Raw genomic sequence first — 19,602 nt, 5'->3', positions numbered from 1 at the left:
AATAAACTTCAAAAAAGCGTCAAAGTGCTTTTTTCTGTCACGGGTTTTGGAGTATTACGAAGACAGACCGCCGAAACCTGCAACACAGGTGGCGTCTTCCAAGACCCATTTTGTGTGCGGTTCACCTGCTATCCCGACAAAAGCTGTGCAGGTGGATTCGGCAGTCACTTCGAGGCGCAGCACCGCCGAGGTATTGCGTCGAATGGCTCCCACAAAGGTGACCGAGTATGGATGATCACGGACGTAGCCCTTCCTCCAACCAGCCAATCCTTTATGTACTCGATACCAACGTACTGATTCACGATCCGAATGCCCTGCTGAATTTCGAAGAACACCACGTCGCGATCCCGATGACCGTGCTTGAGGAGCTGGACAAGCTCAAAAGCGGGCATCACAGCGTGGCCGCCGAATGCCGTCAGGCGATCCGGCTGATCGACAAGACCCTGGGCGACGCGTCCCCGGAAGATGTTGAACTGGGGGTGCCGATCCAGCGGGGCAAGGGCGGACCGAAGGGCTTGCTGTCGATTCTGATGAGCAAGCAGGCCGAATCGAACCTGATTCTGCCCGAGCACCTGAACGACAACAAAATCATCAACCAGTTGATCGATCTGCACACCCGCGACCCGAAAAAACCGGTGGTGCTGGTCACCAAAGACATCAACATGCGTCTGAAGGCGCGTGCCTGCGGGATCGCCGCCGAGGACTACAGCACCGACCAACTGGTCGACGACGTGTCCCTGCTGCCCAACGGCTACCACAACATGACCGGCTCCTTCTGGGACCGCGTGAGCAAGGTCGAAACCCGTCAGGACCACGGCCGCACCTGGCATCAGGTACAGCTGATCGACAATCTGCCTGCGGTGCACATCAACGAATTCATCATCGATGAGCAAGGCTTCGTCGGCTGGATCAAGGAGATTGAAGAGGACCGCTTGCTGATTCTGGATCTGCACCAGGAGCCGCTGCTGCACCAGGAAGCCTGGGGCCTCAAGCCACGGGACATTTATCAGAGCCTGGCGCTGTATGCGCTGCTGGATCCGGACATTCACCTGGTCAACCTGTCAGGTGCCGCAGGTTCCGGTAAAACCATTCTGGCTCTGGCCGCGGCGATCGAGCAGACCATGGTCAGCAAGCGCTATCGCCGCATCATCGCCACCCGCAGCGTGCAGGGTCTGGATCAGGAAATCGGCTTCCTGCCCGGCACCGAAGCGGAAAAAATGGAGCCTTGGCTCGGCGCCATCACCGACAACCTCGAAGCCTTGCACATGGATGACGAAAACACCCATGGCAGCGTCGACTACATCCTCAGCAAAGTGCCGTTGCAGTTCAAATCGCTCAACTACATTCGCGGTCGCAGCTTCCAGCAGAGCCTGATCCTGATCGACGAATGCCAGAACCTCACGCCGCACCAGATGAAAACCATCATCACCCGGGCCGGCGCCGGTTCCAAAGTGGTGTGCCTGGGCAACCTGGCACAGATCGACACTCCTTACCTGTCCGCGACCAGCTCCGGGCTGACCTACCTGACTGAACGCTTCAAGGATTTCCCCAACGGCGTACACATCACGCTGCAAGGGGTGCCTCGCTCGATCCTGGCCGAATACGCCGAATCCCACCTGTAACCGTCAAATCGAACCGGGCGACTGCAAAGTCGCCCGGTTTTTTATGTGCGCAAATTTGACCCTCGGGTTTACAATCGGGCCTCCTGATCAGGAGTAATCCCGTGCTGACTCATCTCGATTCCCAAGGTCGCGCCAACATGGTCGACGTCACCGAAAAAGCCGTGACGTTCCGTGAAGCGACGGCCCAAGCGCTGGTGCGCATGCTGCCCGAAACCCTGCAGATGATTGTCAGCGGTGGCCATCCCAAGGGCGACGTGTTTGCTGTGGCGCGCATTGCCGGCATTCAGGCGGCGAAGAAAACCAGTGATCTGATTCCCCTGTGCCATCCGTTGATGCTGACTGGCGTCAAGGTCGAGCTCAGTGCTGAAGGCGATGACTGCGTGCGTATTGTTGCCCGGTGCAAATTGTCCGGGCAGACCGGCGTCGAGATGGAAGCGCTGACCGCCGCCAGCGTCGCCGCCCTGACCATCTACGATATGTGCAAGGCCGTGGATCGTGGCATGACCATCGAAAGCGTGCGTCTGCTGGAAAAGGTCGGTGGCAAGAGCGGGCATTTCCAGGCGGAGCAGTCATGAACCTGACAGTGAAGTTTTTTGCCCGTTACCGCGAGGCGTTGGGCGTGGATTCGGTGAAGGTCGAAGGTGACTTCGCCACCGTCGATGATGTTCGTGCGTTGCTGGCTCAGCGTGAAGGCGCCGAGGTGCTGAACGAGCAGAACCTGATGTGCGCGCGTAACGAAGACCTCTGCCAGCTCGACGAGCCGGTGGTCGATGGCGACGAAGTGGCGTTTTTCCCCACTGTGACCGGGGGCTGAGCCATGCGCATTCGGGTGCAATCCGAACCGTTCGATCCGGGCGCTGAAGTCAATGCGATGCACGCGGCCAATGTCGGTGTCGGCGCGGTGGTGAGTTTTGTCGGCTACGTGCGCGATTTCAATGATGGCCTCGATGTCGCCGGAATGTTCCTCGAACACTATCCGGGCATGACCGAAAAGGCCCTCGGCAAGATCGCCATCGAGGCCGAACAGCGCTGGCCGCTGTTGAAGCTGGAAGTGCTGCACCGCATCGGCGCGCTGGAACCGGGCGAACCGATCGTGTTTGTTGCCGCTGCCAGTGCCCACCGCCAGGCAGCGTTCGACGCCTGCGCCTTTGTCATGGATTACCTGAAAACCCGCGCGCCGTTCTGGAAGAAAGAGAACACCAGCGACGGCCCGCGCTGGGTCGAAGGTCGTGACAGCGATCATGCGGCGGCGGATCGCTGGAAGCAGTAATTCCTCTGCCGACTTAGAGTCAGTCTTCGCGAGCAAGCTCGCTCCCACAGGTTTTCGATGATCCTTGTGGGAGCGAGCTTGCTCGCGAAGAGGCCATCCGAATCACCAATTCCCTCAAGTTCACCTCCCCGACCATCGGCCAGAAATGATCGGTCTCGCCCAATTGACGGTTTGTACGTAAAAGTCCAGTATGGATTTACAAGTACAATAAAAGGTCTTTGCTCCGTTTCAGCTTTTTCTTCTGTCTTGCCAAACCAACAACAACCCGCGAGAGAACGAACATGAAGAAATTCCCCCTCATCACCGGTCTGGCACTGAGCCTGTTGGCGTGCAGCAGCGTGTTCGCCGCCGAGAAAACCCTGCGCATCGGTATCGAAGCGGCGTATCCGCCCTTCGCCTCGAAAACCGACAAGGGTGAAATCGTCGGCTTCGACTACGACATCGGCAATGCCCTGTGCGCGCAGATGCAGGTCAAGTGCGTGTGGGTCGAGGGCGAGTTCGACGGTCTGATTCCTTCCCTGAAAGTGAAGAAAATCGACATGGCGCTGTCGTCCATGACCATCAACGAAGACCGCAAGAAGTCGGTGGACTTCACCCACAAGTACTATTTCACCTCGTCGCGGCTGGTCATGAAGGAAGGCGCCACCGTTGACGATCAGTACGCCAGCCTCAAGGGCAAGACCGTCGGCGTGCAGCGTGCAACCACCACCGACCGTTACGCCACCGAGGTGTTCGAGCCCAAGGGCATCAACGTCAAGCGCTACGGCAACAACGAAGAAATCTACATGGACCTGGCAGCCGGGCGTCTAGACGCGATTTTTGCCGACACCATCCCGCTGACCGACTTCCTGTCGATGCCGCGCGGCAAGGGCTACGCGTTTGTCGGGCCTGAGTTGAAGGATCCGAAGTACGTGGGCGAGGGCGCCGGGATCGCGGTGCGCAAGGGCAACACTGAACTGGTCAGCCAGTTGAACACGGCCATCGACGGCATTCGCGCCAGTGGCGAATACCAGAAGATTTCCGAGAAGTACTTCAAGTCCGATATCTACGGCGACTGATCTACCGCTTTCGCGAGCAAGCTCGCTCCCACAGGGATGTGTGAACGCCACAGATCCATTGTGGGAGCGAGCTTGGTCCGGGCGGCGATCCGACGATGAGGCCGGAACAGTCAATGTAGATTTTCAGCCCTTCAATTCCTTCAAATGCTTGTACACCGTAGCTCGCCCCATGTTCAGCACATTGGCCACATAGTTCGAGGCGCTCTTGCCCTTGAACGCTCCTTCGGCGTGCAGCGCCAACACCAGTTCGCGTTTGTGATCGCGGGTCAGCAGGTTCAGGCTCAGTTGCCGCTCCCGTAGCCAGGCGTGCAGGAAAGTGTTGATGCGCTCCTGCCAGTCATCGCGAAACAGCGAGTCCGGTTGCGGGATCAGTTTGCTCGGCGAGAGGAACAGGTCCAGCGCAGCCTTGGCGTTCTCGAACAGCGAAATATTCAGGTTGATGCACAGCACCGCCAGCGGGTGCCCTTCGCTGTCGCGCAGCACGGTGCTCAGGCTGCGAATTTTCTGGCCGTCCCAGTTGAGCTTTTCGTACGGGCCGATGTTCCGTTCGCTGACGTCGTCGCTGAGCATGTCTTCCAGCGACGATTCATCGCCGATCACCCGTTTCGACAGGTTGTTGGCGATGTAGTCGACCTTCTGCGTGCGCAGGTCATGCAGCACCACTTCGGCATGGGGAAAGAATAGCGTGGCGATGGCGTCGGCGATGGCGTGGTAGTTGTCCAGCGCGGCGTCATGCAGCTCGGGCGTGTGTTCGGGGGCGGTCATAACTGTGGAGCTCCAGGCAACGTCAACGCCCCCGTGATCCGGGGGCGTTGCGAGTGTGCCGCAATCCGTCGGGCGCGTCATCCGGGCGGACGGTCAGGCCAGGCGGGCAGGGGCGAGCATGGCGGCGGTCAGGCCGAATTGCTTCAGATGTTCGGGCAGCGATTCACCGCGCACCAGCGCTGCGCTGGCCTGGCCCATCGCAGGTGAGGTCTGGATACCGTAACCACCCTGGGCCGCGACCCAGAACAGCCCCGGCACCTGCGGATCGAACCCGGACAGCAAATCACCGTCGGCAACAAAACTGCGCAGACCGGCCCAGGTGCGGGTCGGGCGGCGGATGGTCAGGGTCGTCGCTTCCTCGATCTGGTAAATGCCCATGGCGATGTCCAGTTCTTCCGGCTGCACGTCGTGCGGTTCGACCGGGTCGGCGTTGGCCGGGGAGCCAAGGAACATCCCGGCGTCGGGCTTCATGTAGAACGACTCGTCGAGACTGACCAGCATCGGCCAGTGGTGGATGTCCACGCCTTCGGGGCCGGCGAAGATGAACGCCGCGCGGCGTTTTGGTTGCAGGCCCAGCGGCTTGGCGCCGGCCAGTGCACCGATTTTGTCGGCCCAGGCGCCTGCGGCGTTGATCACGATGGGCGCGCTGAAGGTCTGGCCATTGGTTTGCACCTGCCAGATGCCGTCAGCGTCGCGAGTCAGTCCGAGCACTTCGCAATCGGTCTGCACCTGGCCGTGGTTGCGACGGATACCGCGCAGATAGCCCTGATGCAGGGCGTCGGTGTCGATGTCACTGGCAGTCGGGTCGTAGATCGCGCCATGGACTTTCTCCCGGCGCAGGATCGGCAGCCGCGCGCAGGCTTCATCCGCGCTGAGCAACTGCATCTCCGGCACCGTGGCCTTGGCGCTGAGGTATTGATTGTTCAGCTCGGCGGCGTCGCCGGTGAAGTCGACGGTCATTTCCCCGCGCGGGGTCAGCAGCGGATGCTCGCAGAAACCGCTGGGCGGATGGTCGAAGAATTCGCGGCTGGCCTGGGTCAGCGCCCGAACCTGCGCAGTGCCATAAGCAGCGGTGAACAGCGCAGCCGAGCGCCCGGTCGAGTGATAGGCCGGGTGCGACTCGCGCTCCAGCACCACGACCTTGCCGTGCTGCGACAGCCAGAAACCGGTGGACGCGCCGGCAATCCCGCCGCCGATGATGATGAAATCTGCATGACTCATGAAAATCTCCGGTGTCAGCGCTGCAATTGATAGACGGCGTTGGCCAGGGCGATGTCTTCCAGGCCCAGACCGATGGAGCGGAAAAACACGTGACGGTTGTAATCGGGGCGCTGCACCTTTTCGCTGAGCAGATCCGCCAGGTCACCGATGATCGCGCTGGTGTCCCAGCCATGTTGTTCGCTGGCGATCAGCATCTCGCCGGCCGAACCCGGGGTGGTCAGACGATAGTCGCAGAACACCTGCATGTCGTTGAGGCGTTGCGGCGGCACTTCGTGGGCGCGCGGTGCGTTGGTGCTGATCGAGGTGATCAGCGCCGGTTTGCTCAAGGTTGCCGGGTCGATCACGGGGCCTGCGGAGGAGGTGCAGAGCATGATTACGTCGGCCTCGGCGATGGCGGTTTCGCGGCTGTCGGCGATGTTCACCCGTGGGTCGAGGGCTTGCAGTTGGCGGGCGGTTGCCGGGTCTTCGCTCAAGGTAGGCGAGTACACGCTGATGCTCTGCCAGTCGCGCAATGTTTTGACGTAATGCAGATGCGCCTGTGCGACCTTGCCGCTGCCGATGATTGCCAGACGCGCGGCCTTCAACGGGGCGAGGGCATCGACCGCCACGGCGGTGGTCGCAGCGGTGCGGGCGGTGGTCAGTTCACCGGCATCGCAGAGCAGCAACGGCTGGCCGGTCTGCATCGACATCAGCAATGTCCACGCCGTCACCAGCGGGCCTTGTTCGCGAACGATGTACGGCGAAGTCTTGACCCCGTACACGCCGTCTTCCGCCAGCACGCCAAGATAGTTGATGAAGTCCCCGGCACCCTGAGGGAATTCCACCAGTTGCTGCGCCGGTTGCACCGCATGCCCGGCCGCCAGATCGCGGAACAGCTTGCGCAGGATCTGCGGCACATCGATCCGGGCCAGCAGCTCGCGGGCCTGGGTTTGGTCGATCACGTAAGGCGTACTGGACATGTCGGACTCCGGAGGTTGTTTCTAAACTAATTTGTCTATTATGGACTTTTAGTTTTGTTGGACAATATCCGGGCGAAAAAAAAGCGCAGTCCGTTGCCGGCTGCGCTTCTCTTTATGGCGTCGCTTACTGTGGACGCTTGCGCTCAACCGCCCGCAACAGATGGGTCGGTGGCGTTTCACAGCTGATCTTGCGACCGAGTTTTTCTTCGATGGACGGCAACTGATAGGAGTCGTCTTCACCGGCGAAGCTGATCGACACGCCGTCGGCGCCAGCGCGACCGGTACGACCGATACGGTGCACGTAGTCGTCCGGTACTTCCGGCAGGGTGAAGTTGATCACGTGGCTGATGCCGTCGATGTGGATACCGCGACCGGCCACGTCGGTGGCGACCAGCACCCGGATCTTGCCTTCGCGGAAGCCTTCCAGCGTCTTGATCCGCTTGTGCTGCGGCACGTCGCCGGACAGCTGCGCGGCGTTGATGCCGTCGCGCACCAGGCGTTCCTCGATGCGGCGCACTTCGTCCTTGCGGTTGGCGAACACGATGACCCGCTCCCAGCCGTTGTCGTTGACCAGGTTGAAGAGCAACTTGTATTTGTCGGCACCGGCCACCGCGTAGATGTGCTGTTCGACGTTTTCGTTGGCCACGTTGGTGACTTCGATTTCGACGATCGCAGGATCGGTGGTCCATTGCTTGGCGAGGTTCATCACGTCATCGGTGAAGGTCGCGGAGAACAGCAGGGTCTGGCGTTCGCTTTTCGGCGGGGTCTGGCGAATGATCTGCCGAACCTGCGGGATGAAGCCCATGTCGAGCATGCGGTCGGCTTCGTCCAGCACCATGACTTCGACCATGTCCAGGTGCACGTCACCGCGCTGGTTGAAGTCGAGCAGGCGGCCCGGAGTCGCGACGAGGATGTCGCAATGGCGCGCTTCGAGGTGCTTGAGCTGCTTGTCGAAGTCCATGCCGCCGACGAACGTCATGACGTTGAGGCCGGTGTACTTGGTCAGGTCGGCGGCGTCCTTGGCGATCTGCACCACCAGCTCGCGGGTCGGCGCGATGATCAGCGCCCGTGGCTCGCCCATGTAGCGTTCTTTCGGCGGCGGGGTCTGCAACAGCTGGGTGATGATCGAGATCAGGAACGCGGCGGTCTTGCCGGTGCCGGTCTGGGCGCGGCCGATGGCGTCTTTGCCGGCGAGGGTGAAACCCAGCACCTGGGCCTGGATCGGCGTGCAATACGGGAAACCCAGGTCGTGGATGGCATGCATCAGTTCCGGGGCAAGTTTGAAATCGTGGAAGCGGGTCTTGCCTTCCTGTGGCTCGACGACGAAGTCTTCGAGCTTCCAGGGAATCACCGGCGCCTTGGGCTTGGGTTCGCGACGTGGTCTGGCCGGTTTCGGTGTTTCGCTGCGGGCCGGCTCGGTGGCGGGCGCGGCAGCTGGAACGGGTTTCGGTTCACGCTTTGGCGTCGTGGCGGGCGTCTGGCGGTCGGCCTGGCTGGCATCGCTGCGATGACCGGGGGCGTGCGACGGCGCAGTGGGAACTGGCGCGAGCTGCTCAGCCTCGCTTTTACCGAACATTTTCTTGAGTGCTTTGAGCACGGTCATCTCATCAATTGGTTAAGGAATGTACGCCGGCCAGTGTAATGCAAGAAACGGGCGCGGCGTAGTGGGATGATCAAAGGGCGAGCCTTGGCGGAATTGTCAGCGCAGGCGTTCGCTCAACCACGTGCCGATGTCGCGAATTTCTTCGGGTAACACTTCGTGCTCCATTGGGTATTCCTGCCATGTCACGGTGACACCATGGGCCTTGAGATACTCATAAGCCGTGCGTCCCATCGAGTTCTGCACCACGTTGTCGAACTGGCCGTGCAGCGACAGCACCGGAATCCGTTGCTGGCTTGCGGACAGCTCCAGTTCATCGCTGAACGTCGGCGCGTATGTCGATAATGCCAGCACCCCGCCCAACGGCCCCTGCCATTTCAGAAATGCGGTGTGATAGACCACGGCGCCGCCCTGCGAGAATCCCGCGAGGAAAATTCGCGATGCGTCTATTCCGCTGCTTCGCTGTTCTTCGATCAATTCGATGATGCGGTCGGCGGACGCTTCCAATTCATCACGGTCGATCGCCCGGGCCGGGCTCATGGCTTTGATGTCGTACCAGCTCGGCATGGCATATCCGCCATTTATCGTCACCGGACGGGTCGGCGCCTGGGGCAGGACGAAACGCGTGCTCAGCAGGCTTTCCTGAAGCGCTTCGGCCACCGGCAGAAAGTCGTAGCGGTCGGCGCCGAGGCCGTGCAGCCAGATCACGCAGGCGTCTGCGGGCTTAACAGGCTGAAGAATCAAGGGCTCGGTCATGGCTGCTCCAATTGTGTGCGGGCGCTCTCATTGAGTGCGTGATTTGCGTGCGCGCCCGGTTGATCCGTTAAGAAGATGTCGCAAGGGTGCAAGTTTTGCTATTGACCTGTCACTCAATCGCTTCAGCTGCCGGTGTGGTACGGGCTTTGCTATGAGGTAGTCGTGCAATCGATCTCGCGCCTGGCGGTAACACTATCAGTGAACGACTGGCGACGGGATAGCAAAGAATCCGGTGATGGATGTTCGCCAATGGCCGCAACGGGCTCAGCGAACGTGAAAGGGCTACCGCCCGTTCGGCCGACTGGTGAGAAGTGAGTTGTCCATTATGTGGATTTTCTCCTACTAGACTCATAGCGAAGGTCCTGCGTCGGTTGATCCCAAAAAAAGCCAACACGGGTCAACAACGCCTCAAAAGGGTGCGACTGGACTCAAGCTCCGACACAACAAGAGCAAAACTGGAGGTTTGAATGAAGATGTTGAAATCCACTCTGGCGATCGTGACTGCTGCTGCAGTACTGGGTGTCAGCGGGTTCGCTCAGGCGGGTGCAACCCTGGATGCAGTGAAGAAGAAAGGATTCGTGCAGTGCGGCGTCAGCGATGGCTTGCCAGGCTTCTCGGTTCCGGATTCCACCGGCAAGATCGTGGGTATCGATGCTGACGTCTGCCGCGCCGTGGCCGCTGCCGTGTTCGGCGATGCGACCAAGGTCAAGTTCAGTCAGTTGAACGCCAAGGAGCGTTTCACCGCTCTGCAGTCGGGCGAGATCGACATCCTGTCGCGCAACACCACCATGACCAGCTCCCGTGACGCGGGCATGGGCCTGAAATTCCCGGGCTTCATTACCTACTACGACGGCATCGGCTTCCTGGTAAACAACAAGCTGGGCGTGAAGAGTGCCAAAGAGCTGGACGGTGCAACCATCTGCATCCAGGCCGGTACCACCACCGAGCTGAACGTTTCCGACTACTTCCGTGGCAATGGTCTGAAATACACCCCGATCACTTTCGACACCTCCGATGAAAGCGCCAAGTCGCTGGAATCCGGTCGTTGCGACGTGCTGACCTCCGACAAGTCCCAGCTGTTCGCCCAGCGCAGCAAGCTGGCTTCGCCGAAGGACTACGTGGTTCTGCCGGAAACCATTTCCAAGGAACCTCTGGGCCCGGTCGTGCGTAACGGCGACGACGAGTGGCTGGCCATCGTGCGTTGGGTTGGCTACGCGCTGCTGAACACTGAAGAAGCGGGCATCTCTTCGAAGAACGTCGAAGCTGAAGCCAAAGCGACCAAGAACCCGGATGTCGCTCGTATGCTCGGCGCAGACGGCGAATACGGCAAAGACCTGAAACTGCCGAAGGACTGGGTCGTACAGATCGTCAAGCAAGTCGGCAACTACGGCGAAATCTTCGAGAAAAACCTCGGCAAGAGCACTCCGCTGGAAATCGACCGCGGCCTGAACGCGCTGTGGAACAACGGCGGCATTCAATACGCACCACCAGTGCGCTGATGGTTCTGTCACCCGGCAGGCCAACTGCCGGGTGACGTTCTGTTCCATTATTTCCGGGGCACTTCATGCAAAATTCAATCGGCGCACCAAAGCAGAGGCTCAGCCTCAGCGATCCACGAGTGCGTGCGTGGGTATTTCAGATCATCACCATCGTGGCGGTGGTCTCCCTGGGCTGGTATCTGTTCGATAACACCCAGACCAACCTGCAACACCGGGGTATCACTTCGGGGTTCGACTTTCTTGAGCGCAGTGCCGGGTTCGGCATCGCTCAACACTTGATCTCCTACACCGAAGCGGACAGTTATGCCCGGGTGTTTGTCATCGGCCTGCTCAACACGCTGCTGGTGACTTTCATCGGCGTGATTCTGGCCACGATCCTCGGCTTCATCGTCGGCGTGGCGCGCCTGTCGAAGAACTGGATCATTTCCAAACTGGCAACCGTGTACGTGGAGGTTTTCCGTAACATCCCGCCACTGCTGCAGATCCTGTTCTGGTACTTCGCGGTGTTCCTGACCATGCCGGGGCCGCGCAACAGCCACAACTTCGGCGATACCTTCTTCGTCAGCAGCCGTGGCCTGAACATGCCGGCCGCGCAAATGGCCGACGGCTTCTGGGCGTTCGTGGTCAGCATCGTGGTGGCCATCGTCGCGATCGTGTTGATGAGCCGCTGGGCCAACAAGCGCTTTGAAGCAACCGGCGAGCCGTTCCACAAATTCTGGGCCGGTCTGGCGCTGTTCCTGGTGATCCCGGCGGTGTGCGCACTGATCTTCGGTGCGCCCGTGCACTGGGAAATGCCGAAGCTGCAAGGCTTCAACTTCGTCGGTGGCTGGGTGCTGATTCCGGAACTGCTGGCCTTGACCCTGGCGTTGACGGTGTACACCGCGGCGTTCATCGCCGAGATCGTGCGTTCGGGCATCAAGTCGGTCAGTCATGGCCAGACCGAGGCGGCGCATTCGCTCGGCCTGCGCAACGGCCCGACCCTGCGCAAGGTGATCATTCCGCAAGCGCTGCGGGTCATCATCCCGCCGCTGACCAGCCAATACCTGAACCTGGCGAAGAACTCCTCGCTGGCGGCCGGTATCGGTTATCCGGAGATGGTTTCGCTGTTTGCCGGCACCGTGCTGAACCAGACCGGTCAGGCGATCGAAGTCATTGCCATCACCATGAGCGTGTACCTGGCGATCAGTATCAGCATTTCCCTGCTGATGAACTGGTACAACAAGCGCATCGCGCTGATCGAGCGGTAAGGAATAGCGCATGAGTACTCATACTTTCAAACCCGACATGCCACCGCCGGCCAAGGTTTTCGGCCCGATGGCGTGGATCCGCGCGAACATGTTCTCCAGCTGGCTCAACACCCTGCTGACCCTGTTTGCTTTCTACCTGATCTACCTGGTGGTACCGCCGATCCTCAGCTGGGCGATCATCGATGCCAACTGGGTCGGCACCACCCGCGCCGACTGCACCAAGGATGGCGCCTGCTGGGTCTTCATCCAGCAGCGTTTCGGCCAGTTCATGTACGGCTACTACCCGCCGGAACTGCGCTGGCGCGTGGACCTGACCGTGTGGCTGGCGGTCATCGGCGTGGCGCCACTGTTCATCAAGCGCGTGGCGCACAAGGCGGTGTACGGCCTGAGTTTCCTGGTGGTCTACCCGATCGTTGCCTGGTGCCTGCTGCATGGCGGCGTCTTCGGCCTCGACACCGTGGCGACCAGCCAGTGGGGCGGTCTGATGCTGACCCTGGTGATCGCGACTGTCGGCATCGCCGGTGCGTTGCCGCTGGGGATTGTCCTGGCGCTGGGCCGACGCTCGAACATGCCGGCGATCCGTGTGGTCTGCGTGACCTTCATCGAGTTCTGGCGCGGCGTGCCGTTGATCACGGTGCTGTTCATGTCTTCGGTGATGCTGCCGCTGTTTCTGCCCGAAGGCATGAACTTCGACAAGCTGCTGCGGGCGCTGATCGGCGTGATCCTGTTCCAGTCGGCGTACGTCGCCGAAGTGGTGCGCGGCGGTCTGCAAGCGATCCCCAAAGGCCAGTACGAAGCCGCGGCCGCGATGGGCCTCGGTTACTGGCGCGCCATGGGCCTGGTGATTCTGCCGCAAGCCCTGAAGCTGGTGATTCCCGGCATCGTCAACACCTTCATCGCGCTGTTCAAGGACACCAGCCTGGTGATCATCATCGGCCTCTTTGACCTGCTCAACAGCGTCAAACAAGCCGCTGCCGATCCGAAATGGCTGGGCATGGCCACCGAAGGCTACGTGTTCGCCGCCCTGGTGTTCTGGATTTTCTGTTTTGGTATGTCGCGCTATTCCATGCACCTGGAACGCAAGCTCGACACTGGCCACAAGCGTTAGGAGTTTTTTCGATGAGCGAAGCAATCAAAAAGCCAGTGGGCCCTGAAGGCATCATTCAGATGCAGGGCGTGAACAAGTGGTACGGCCAGTTCCACGTGCTGAAAGACATCAACCTCAACGTGCGTCAGGGCGAGCGTATCGTGCTGTGCGGCCCGTCGGGTTCCGGCAAGTCCACCACCATCCGCTGCCTCAACCGTCTGGAAGAGCACCAGCAGGGCCGCATCGTGGTCGATGGCGTGGAGCTGACCAACGACCTCAAGCAGATCGAAGCGATCCGCCGTGAAGTCGGCATGGTGTTCCAGCACTTCAACCTGTTCCCGCACCTGACCATTTTGCAGAACTGCACCCTGGCGCCGATGTGGGTACGCAAGATGCCCAAGCGCAAGGCCGAGGAAATCGCCATGCATTACCTGGAACGCGTACGCATTCCGGAGCAGGCGCACAAGTACCCGGGGCAACTGTCCGGCGGTCAGCAGCAGCGTGTGGCGATCGCCCGTGCGCTGTGCATGAAACCGAAAATCATGCTGTTCGACGAACCGACCTCGGCACTCGACCCGGAGATGGTGAAAGAGGTACTCGACACCATGATCGGCCTGGCTGAAGACGGCATGACCATGCTCTGCGTAACCCACGAAATGGGCTTCGCCCGCACCGTGGCCAACCGCGTGATCTTCATGGACAAGGGCGAAATCGTTGAACAGGCGGCACCGAACGACTTCTTCGACAATCCACAAAATGATCGGACGAAGCTGTTCCTGAGTCAGATCCTGCATTGAGATCTGATGAATAAAATAAACCCGGCCTAGTGCCGGGTTTGTTTTTTGGGGATCAGGACACCGTGAGGGTTTCGTGTTCTTTGTGGACGGTGTGCGTGAAGCCTCTCAAGTCTGCCCCTTCACCGAGAGACTTTGCATCGGTCAGCAAGTACGGGTAACGATCCAATAGTCGCATCAGCAGTATCAGTGCTTTGGGCGGCAATATTTCGCCGCGCTCGTAGCGAGAGAAAGCGTTATGTCCACCACCCGACAATAATTGCACCGTCTCTTTTTGCGTAAGGTGCAATTTTCGACGGATACGCCTCATCTCGTCACCGATCATTTGCCTGGCAGCGAATACCAGTTCATCCCCTGCTTCCCCAAAACGTTCTGCGCTGTCAGTGTCGAAGTCCCACTCGACCTCACCGCACTTCTGGCACTCCCAGCCAGAAAGATTATCTACACGGCGCTCCATGCCTTTGACACTCAAGGTTTCGGCGCGACCCTCGAAATGCCTCATTCCCTCACGTGCACCGCAGCTGACACATTGCTGGGTTTTCATGGGTTTTTCTCCTTGAAGGAAATTACCGGTGGGCCGCCTGGGCGGTAGGTCACCTTGATGTAAATCTCCTGATCTTGTGAAGTGATGTGATACACGTCCTGCCAGACTCGATGATCGTCATAAGTGGTCATGGATTTGTACAACATCCTGTTCTGTAACTCGAAAACGATCTCTTGCATCTCTCTGAAGCTAAAGCCGAGCTTCTCACCGGATTTTGCCGAAGACCTGGTGAAGGCTTTTTTGCCAAGTCGCCTGACCTCAGCCTTGATCACCACCAAGTCGTAATGGGGTGTGTTCTTTTCCATAAGAAACCAAAACCCTGTCCTTGAAATTACCCTTAAAGGGTAATTTTGACTAATCGAAAATCCCGTTCCATTTGCCTCTCTCTGACCCTAGGTGGTTGCCGTCCTACACGGAGCTGACTAACATGTCAGAAAATTCATCCCATGATTGGATGAAAGGGCGAATCCTATGTCAGACATTTCTCCACTCATTAAGCGATCCCTGGTCGATCAGGCCCTGGATCAATTGCGCCAGCGCATCACCGACGGCACGTGGCAGGTCGGGCAGCGTTTGCCGACCGAGCCCGAGTTGTGTGCCGAGCTCGGCATCAGCCGCAACACCGTGCGCGAGGCGATGCGGGTGCTGGCGTTTTCCGGGTTGATCGAAATCCGTCAGGGTGACGGAAGTTACCTGCGGGCGGTGGTCGATCCGATGGACACGCTCAAGGCGCTGTCCAAATGCTCGCTGGATCAGGCCCGGGAAACCCGGCACATCCTTGAAGTCGAGGCCATCGGCCTGGCGGCCTTGCGCCGGACCGATGAAGACCTCGTCGCGTTGCGCGAGGCGCTGGGTGTCGCCGGCAGCCACTATCACGGCGACCTCGACAGTTACATCCGCTGCGATCTGGTGTTTCACCGCCGCCTGGTGGACGCCGCGCACAACCCGACCCTCAGCGAGCTGTATCGCTATTTTTCCAGCATCGTCGGCGCGCAATTGCGCCAGACCCTGAACATCGTCCCCCGTCGACAGGAAGTCTTCGATTTGCACGTCGCCTTGCTTGAGGCCGTCGAGCAACGCGATCCGGAGCGGGCCAAAGCCCTGTCGAGGCAGTTGATCAATGAACCTTGAAACCGAGAAAACCATGTCCCGCCCAGAAGTTTCCCAGGCCTCCGTTCGCAAGGCTGACCTCGAAGAGTTGTTGATCGACGCAGAGGCCGATGACGAGCAGGTGCAGCAAAGCCATCCACTGGTGCGCCGCCCGTGGCTGTTGCTGCTGGGGCTGATTTTGGTGGCGCTGAACTTGCGACCGGCGCTGTCGAGCATGGCGCCGCTGCTCAGTGAAGTGTCCAAAAGCCTGGGTTTGTCAGCCGCTCAGGCGGGACTGCTGACGACGTTGCCGGTGCTTTGCCTCGGTCTGTTCGCTCCGCTGGCGCCGGTGCTGGCGCGGCGTTTTGGTGCCGAGCGGGTGGTGCTGGGGATTCTTCTGACACTGGCCGGCGGCATTATCCTGCGCAGCAATTTCGGTGAAATCGGTCTGTTCGCCGGCAGTGTGCTGGGCGGTGCGAGCATCGGCATCATCGGTGTGTTGCTGCCGGGCATCGTCAAGCGCGACTTCGCCAAACATGCCGGCACCATGACCGGTGTCTACACCATGGCCCTGTGTCTGGGCGCGGCGATGGCGGCGGGCTCCAGCGTGCCGTTGAGTGAACACTTCGATCACAGCTGGGCCATGGGCCTGGGTTTCTGGGTGATTCCGGCGCTGGTGGCGGCAGTGTTCTGGTTGCCGCAAATCGGCCAGAAGCACGGTGCGCACAATGTCGCGTATCGAGTGCGTGGTCTGCTGCGTGATCCGCTGGCCTGGCAGGTCACCTTGTACATGGGCCTGCAGTCGTCGCTGGCCTACATCGTGTTCGGCTGGTTGCCGTCGATCCTTATCGGTCGCGGGCTGACGCCGACCCAGGCCGGCCTGGTACTGTCCGGATCGGTGATCATCCAGCTCGCCAGCTCCCTGGCAGCACCGTGGCTGGCCACGCGCGGAAAGGATCAGCGGCTGGCAATCGTGGTGGTGATGGCGCTGACCCTCGGCGGCCTGTTCGGTTGCCTGTATGCGCCGATCGAAGGCCTGTGGGGCTGGGCGATCCTGCTGGGCCTGGGGCAGGGCGGTACGTTCAGCCTGGCGCTGACCCTGATCGTGCTGCGCTCGCGGGATTCCCACGTGGCGGCGAACCTGTCGAGCATGTCCCAGGGCTTCGGCTACACCCTCGCGTCCATGGGGCCGTTCGCGGTCGGCGTGGTGCATGACTGGACCGGTGGCTGGAATGCCGTGGGCTGGATCTTCGGTATCATCGGTGCCGGTGCGATCCTTGCCGGCCTAGGTGCCGGGCGCGCATTGTATGTGCAGGTGGTAAGCGAAAAGGTCTGACACGCACACACTGTCGGTATTCGGAATGCGAATGCCGATAGTGTTTCGGGCGTTTGCGGATTATCGTGCTGGCAATCTGTACCTTTCCCGGAGATTGCCCATGAGTGAAGAAGCCCACAGCGCCCTTATCACCCGTTTCTACCAGGCTTTCCAGCGCCTCGACGCCGAGGCCATGGCCGCCTGCTACACCGATGACGTGGTTTTCAGCGATCCGGCCTTCGGCGAGCTGCACGGGCGCGATGCCGGCGACATGTGGCGCATGCTCACCACCCGCGCCAAGGACTTCTCCCTGACCTTCGACAACGTCCGCGCCGACGAGCGCAGCGGCGGCGCCCACTGGGTGGCGACCTACCTGTTCAGCCAGACCGGCAACATCGTGATCAACGACATCCAGGCACGCTTCGTCTTCCGCGACGGCAAGATCTGCGAACATCACGATCACTTCGACCTGTGGCGCTGGTCCCGCCAGGCACTGGGCTTCAAGGGCCTGCTGCTGGGCTGGACGCCGCTGGTGCGCAACGCCGTCCGCGCCCAGGCGCTGAAAGGGCTGAAGGCATTTCAGGCGAGTCGCTGATAAGATCGCGGCCTGTTTTCCTTACGCCTGAATTGTCCCGTGACCAGCCTCAGCGAAAATCCTCTCGATGCCGACGTTCCAGTGAGCAAGTCCTGGTTCGTCTACCTCGTACGCGCCGCCAACGGTTCGCTGTACTGCGGGATCAGCGATGATCCCGTGCGCCGCTTCGCCAAGCACCAGAGCGGCAAGGGCGCACGCTTCTTTCTCTCAAGCCCGGCGATGGCGCTGGTCTATACCGAGCTGTGCCGCGACAAGAGTGATGCGTTGCGTCAGGAGCGGTTGATCAAGAAGCTGAGGAAGAGTGCGAAGGAGTGTCTGGTGGCGTCTTATCGGCCTGATTGATCGGGAGCAGACGGTAGAAGTCTCCACGTCGACGCGGCGGCCTCAGGCAAACGTCAGGCGAAAAAAAACCGCCTTTGCGGGGCGGTTTTTTCTGTAAACGCCGGTTTGCGGCCGGGTTTACTGCATCTCAATGGACACACTAGCGTGGACGAAGATTATTCGGCTTTATGCCATCGAGCAAGCCTAAAAACATTCATTCAGAAAAAAGCGATTTTTGATTCATTTGTTTAAACGTCGGGTCAGAAACCCGATTACGATCTGTCCGCTCGCATGACAGTGCAACTATTGAGGTCTGGCCGATTGGCTTAAAGGTTTCATGCCCTCTGACACGGGGTTGCTCCCGTGCCGGAATGATATTTCAGAGGGTGTCACAACCGGCCGCCTCAATGGACACACTAGCGTGTATTCCGAAGGCGTACGTGGTCCGGTAAGCACGCTGGAGGTTTGGCCCCCAACCGGAGGCCAAAATGTATGAAGCTTTTGCTGCGTAGTCTGAGCCTCGTATGGAGGTCGTTCAAAGCGTTTCGCTTTTACGAGTTCCTGCGAGATCACTTCGATGACCTGATGTAGGGTCATTGATGTGGGAAGCCGTCTCAGCCTTGGCTGAGGCGGCTTTTAGTGCCTTATCAACCTGACTGATCAGTTCCCATCAGCCGGATCCGTAGGCTGCGAACGAATTGCGCGCTAAGCTGCGGGCTCACTTTCTGTGCGGCGGAGCCGAGCATGTCCGAGTTGATTCTGCATCATTACCCGACCTCTCCATTCGCCGAAAAGGCTCGACTACTGTTGGGTTTCAAGGGCTTGTCCTGGCGCTCGGTGCACATTTCACCTGTGATGCCGAAACCGGATCTGACCGCCCTGACCGGTGGCTACCGCAAGACTCCGGTGCTGCAGATCGGCGCCGACATCTACTGCGACACCGCGCTCATCGCCCGCCGCCTCGAGCAAGAAAAGGCCCAGCCTTCGTTCTTCCCGGACGGTCAGGAAATGATCGCCGCGAGCTTCGCCGCCTGGGCCGATTCGGTGGTGTTCCAGCATGCGGTGAGCCTGGTGTTCCAACCGGAATCGGTGGCGGTGCGTTTCGGCAAGTTGCCGCCGGAAGCGATCAAGGCCTTCCTTGCCGATCGGGCCGGACTGTTCAGTGGTGGCAGCGCGACCAAGCTGTCAGCGGAGCAGGCCAAGCACAATTGGCCGACCCTCATGGCGCGTCTGGAGCAGCAGTTGCAGCGTGAAGACGGTGACTTCCTGTTCGGTGAGCCATCGATTGCCGACTTCGCCATGGCCCATCCGCTGTGGTTCCTCAAGGCCACGCACGTGACGGCACCGTTGGTGGATGCTTATCCGGCGGTATCGGCGTGGCTGGGGCGTGTGCTCGGTTTTGGCCATGGCGCTGCCAGCGAGATGAGCTCGGAGGAGGCATTGGAGATCGCGCGCAGTTCGACGCCGGCGGCGTTGCCGGACGAAGAGTTCACTGATCCAAACGGGTTCGTGGCAGGTCAGCAGGTGCTGATCGCCGCGACAGACTACGGCGTTGATCCGGTGGCCGGTGAGCTGGTGTTTGCCGGTCGCGAGGAGCTGATCCTGCGCCGTGAAGACGAACGTGGCGGGTTGGTGCATGTGCACTTCCCGCGTTTCGGTTTCCGAATCGAAGCTCGCTGATTTCTCAAGCCCGTCAAAAACCTGTGGGAGCGAGCCTGCTCGCGAATGCGATCCATCATTCAACATCGTTGTTGGCTGATGCTCCGCTTTCGCGAGCAGGCTCGCTTGTATGCTGGTACTTGAAGGGAGGAGGAGGGACTAGGCTGGTTTCTGACTGTTGACGCAGTACAGATCCGTGGG

21 protein-coding genes are annotated in these 19,602 nt (G+C 60.1%); 14 read left to right on the top strand and 7 right to left on the bottom strand.

Going from position 1 to position 19,602, the window contains the following annotated elements:
• Positions 1-227: 227 nt before the first annotated feature.
• The 5 genes from N8H71_RS15755 to N8H71_RS15735 all read left to right on the top strand — a co-directional run bounded on the left by N8H71_RS15755 (position 228) and on the right by N8H71_RS15735 (position 3,950).
• Entirely contained in the window at positions 228-1,622 is a 1,395-nt protein-coding gene (locus N8H71_RS15755) for a PhoH family protein (RefSeq protein WP_262194700.1), read from the top strand.
• A gap of 101 nt (positions 1,623-1,723) precedes the next feature.
• Positions 1,724-2,197, top strand: coding sequence for a cyclic pyranopterin monophosphate synthase MoaC (gene moaC / locus N8H71_RS15750; protein WP_262194699.1), 474 nt, complete (start codon positions 1,724-1,726; stop codon positions 2,195-2,197).
• Entirely contained in the window at positions 2,194-2,436 is a 243-nt protein-coding gene (locus N8H71_RS15745) for a MoaD/ThiS family protein (RefSeq protein WP_085690606.1), read from the top strand. Before moaC ends, N8H71_RS15745 begins: the two co-directional genes overlap by 4 nt.
• Before the next feature lie 3 nt (positions 2,437-2,439).
• Complete coding sequence (gene moaE, locus N8H71_RS15740; protein WP_262194697.1) at positions 2,440-2,892, top strand: molybdopterin synthase catalytic subunit MoaE; 453 nt, start codon at positions 2,440-2,442, stop codon at positions 2,890-2,892.
• Between the two features lie 281 nt (positions 2,893-3,173).
• Positions 3,174-3,950 (top strand): ABC transporter substrate-binding protein, encoded by a 777-nt coding sequence (locus N8H71_RS15735; RefSeq protein WP_085690608.1) that lies wholly within the window; start codon positions 3,174-3,176, stop codon positions 3,948-3,950.
• Positions 3,951-4,073: 123 nt separating this feature from the next.
• On the opposite strand, the gene N8H71_RS15730 is transcribed toward N8H71_RS15735, so the two are convergent.
• The 5 genes from N8H71_RS15730 to N8H71_RS15710 all read right to left on the bottom strand — a co-directional run bounded on the left by N8H71_RS15730 (position 4,074) and on the right by N8H71_RS15710 (position 9,251).
• The gene (locus tag N8H71_RS15730; RefSeq protein WP_007957327.1) at positions 4,074-4,715 is read right to left on the bottom strand and encodes a helix-turn-helix transcriptional regulator; all 642 of its coding nucleotides are present in this window, start codon (positions 4,713-4,715) and stop codon (positions 4,074-4,076) included.
• A 93-nt stretch (positions 4,716-4,808) separates the two neighbouring features.
• Positions 4,809-5,936, bottom strand: coding sequence for an NAD(P)/FAD-dependent oxidoreductase (locus N8H71_RS15725; RefSeq protein WP_262194696.1), 1,128 nt, complete (start codon positions 5,934-5,936; stop codon positions 4,809-4,811).
• A 14-nt stretch (positions 5,937-5,950) separates the two neighbouring features.
• Positions 5,951-6,895 (bottom strand): ornithine cyclodeaminase family protein, encoded by a 945-nt coding sequence (locus N8H71_RS15720; RefSeq protein ID WP_262194695.1) that lies wholly within the window; start codon positions 6,893-6,895, stop codon positions 5,951-5,953.
• A gap of 124 nt (positions 6,896-7,019) precedes the next feature.
• Complete coding sequence (rhlB, locus tag N8H71_RS15715) at positions 7,020-8,498, bottom strand: ATP-dependent RNA helicase RhlB (protein WP_262194694.1); 1,479 nt, start codon at positions 8,496-8,498, stop codon at positions 7,020-7,022.
• A gap of 96 nt (positions 8,499-8,594) precedes the next feature.
• Positions 8,595-9,251: an alpha/beta hydrolase gene (locus N8H71_RS15710; RefSeq protein WP_085690612.1), complete on the bottom strand. Its 657-nt coding sequence runs from the start codon at positions 9,249-9,251 to the stop codon at positions 8,595-8,597.
• Positions 9,252-9,718: 467 nt separating this feature from the next.
• Here N8H71_RS15710 and N8H71_RS15705 point away from each other — a divergent pair, with 467 nt between their 5' ends.
• The 4 genes from N8H71_RS15705 (at position 9,719) to N8H71_RS15690 (ending at position 13,881) form a co-directional block, all read left to right on the top strand.
• The gene (locus N8H71_RS15705) at positions 9,719-10,750 is read left to right on the top strand and encodes an amino acid ABC transporter substrate-binding protein (RefSeq protein WP_007957332.1); all 1,032 of its coding nucleotides are present in this window, start codon (positions 9,719-9,721) and stop codon (positions 10,748-10,750) included.
• Between the two features lie 65 nt (positions 10,751-10,815).
• The gene (locus N8H71_RS15700; RefSeq protein ID WP_129973000.1) at positions 10,816-11,997 is read left to right on the top strand and encodes an amino acid ABC transporter permease; all 1,182 of its coding nucleotides are present in this window, start codon (positions 10,816-10,818) and stop codon (positions 11,995-11,997) included.
• Positions 11,998-12,007: 10 nt separating this feature from the next.
• Positions 12,008-13,105, top strand: a complete 1,098-nt coding sequence (locus N8H71_RS15695) for an amino acid ABC transporter permease (RefSeq protein ID WP_192563614.1) — start codon at positions 12,008-12,010, stop codon at positions 13,103-13,105.
• Positions 13,106-13,116: 11 nt separating this feature from the next.
• Positions 13,117-13,881 (top strand): amino acid ABC transporter ATP-binding protein, encoded by a 765-nt coding sequence (locus N8H71_RS15690; protein WP_007957337.1) that lies wholly within the window; start codon positions 13,117-13,119, stop codon positions 13,879-13,881.
• 52 nt (positions 13,882-13,933) lie between these two features.
• On the opposite strand, the gene N8H71_RS15685 is transcribed toward N8H71_RS15690, so the two are convergent.
• Both N8H71_RS15685 and N8H71_RS15680 read right to left on the bottom strand, forming a co-directional pair.
• Positions 13,934-14,422, bottom strand: coding sequence for a type II toxin-antitoxin system MqsA family antitoxin (locus N8H71_RS15685; RefSeq protein WP_085711682.1), 489 nt, complete (start codon positions 14,420-14,422; stop codon positions 13,934-13,936).
• The gene (locus N8H71_RS15680; RefSeq protein WP_085711681.1) at positions 14,419-14,727 is read right to left on the bottom strand and encodes a type II toxin-antitoxin system MqsR family toxin; all 309 of its coding nucleotides are present in this window, start codon (positions 14,725-14,727) and stop codon (positions 14,419-14,421) included. The genes N8H71_RS15685 and N8H71_RS15680 overlap by 4 nt, the downstream gene beginning before the upstream one ends.
• A gap of 166 nt (positions 14,728-14,893) precedes the next feature.
• Between N8H71_RS15680 and N8H71_RS15675 the strand changes: the two genes are divergently transcribed.
• The 5 genes from N8H71_RS15675 (at position 14,894) to N8H71_RS15655 (ending at position 19,422) form a co-directional block, all read left to right on the top strand.
• Positions 14,894-15,553 carry a FadR/GntR family transcriptional regulator gene (locus N8H71_RS15675; RefSeq protein WP_007957343.1) on the top strand — a complete coding sequence of 220 codons (660 nt, stop codon included), beginning with the start codon at positions 14,894-14,896 and terminating at the stop codon, positions 15,551-15,553.
• Entirely contained in the window at positions 15,543-16,847 is a 1,305-nt protein-coding gene (locus tag N8H71_RS15670; RefSeq protein WP_262194692.1) for a CynX/NimT family MFS transporter, read from the top strand. The genes N8H71_RS15675 and N8H71_RS15670 overlap by 11 nt, the downstream gene beginning before the upstream one ends.
• A 100-nt stretch (positions 16,848-16,947) precedes the next feature.
• Entirely contained in the window at positions 16,948-17,421 is a 474-nt protein-coding gene (locus N8H71_RS15665; protein ID WP_262194691.1) for a nuclear transport factor 2 family protein, read from the top strand.
• A 39-nt stretch (positions 17,422-17,460) separates the two neighbouring features.
• Positions 17,461-17,763, top strand: coding sequence for a GIY-YIG nuclease family protein (locus N8H71_RS15660; RefSeq protein ID WP_085698557.1), 303 nt, complete (start codon positions 17,461-17,463; stop codon positions 17,761-17,763).
• Between the two features lie 723 nt (positions 17,764-18,486).
• Positions 18,487-19,422, top strand: a complete 936-nt coding sequence (locus N8H71_RS15655; RefSeq protein ID WP_262194690.1) for a glutathione S-transferase family protein — start codon at positions 18,487-18,489, stop codon at positions 19,420-19,422.
• The last annotated feature ends 180 nt before the right edge of the window (positions 19,423-19,602 follow it).

This window comes from Pseudomonas koreensis (genome assembly GCF_025447595.1).
In the GTDB taxonomy this organism is placed as follows: domain Bacteria; phylum Pseudomonadota; class Gammaproteobacteria; order Pseudomonadales; family Pseudomonadaceae; genus Aquipseudomonas; species Aquipseudomonas koreensis_H.
This window is presented reverse-complemented; position numbering and strand designations above follow the sequence as displayed.